1 protein-coding gene and 1 pseudogene are annotated in these 248 nt (G+C 60.9%); both read left to right on the forward strand.

Annotated elements, in window-relative coordinates; all coding sequences use genetic code 11:
- Window positions 1-93: DUF1525 domain-containing protein (locus tag SB749_RS20340; protein WP_410711904.1), on the forward strand; the 93-nt coding region annotated here is incomplete at its 5' end.
- A pseudogene (locus SB749_RS20345) lies at window positions 90-248 on the forward strand (TIGR03756 family integrating conjugative element protein); the annotation flags it as partial. The gene SB749_RS20340 and the pseudogene SB749_RS20345, both read left to right, overlap by 4 nt.

The following is a 248-nucleotide window of genomic DNA, read 5'->3' on the forward strand; positions in this document are numbered from 1 at the left end:
GTCCTCGTCGATCAACGTTACGTCGTTTACGGCGATGCTGATGTGGCCCATGCGATTGCGCGCGTTCAAGCCTATCGCGAGGCCCATCCATGATTCGCCTCGCCCACCATCGCATGCGCTGGGTTTCAGCGCTCGTGTTGCTCGGCGCAACCGCGTCCGCATTCGCTGTCGACACTGCCACCCTGATCACTTCCGTCCTATCGCCCGATTGCCTCGACTGGCGCATCGTTGGTATCTGCTACTGGCTG

The organism is Brevibacterium sp. SIMBA_078, assembly GCF_046534565.1.
In the GTDB taxonomy this organism is placed as follows: Bacteria; Actinomycetota; Actinomycetes; order Actinomycetales; family Brevibacteriaceae; genus Brevibacterium.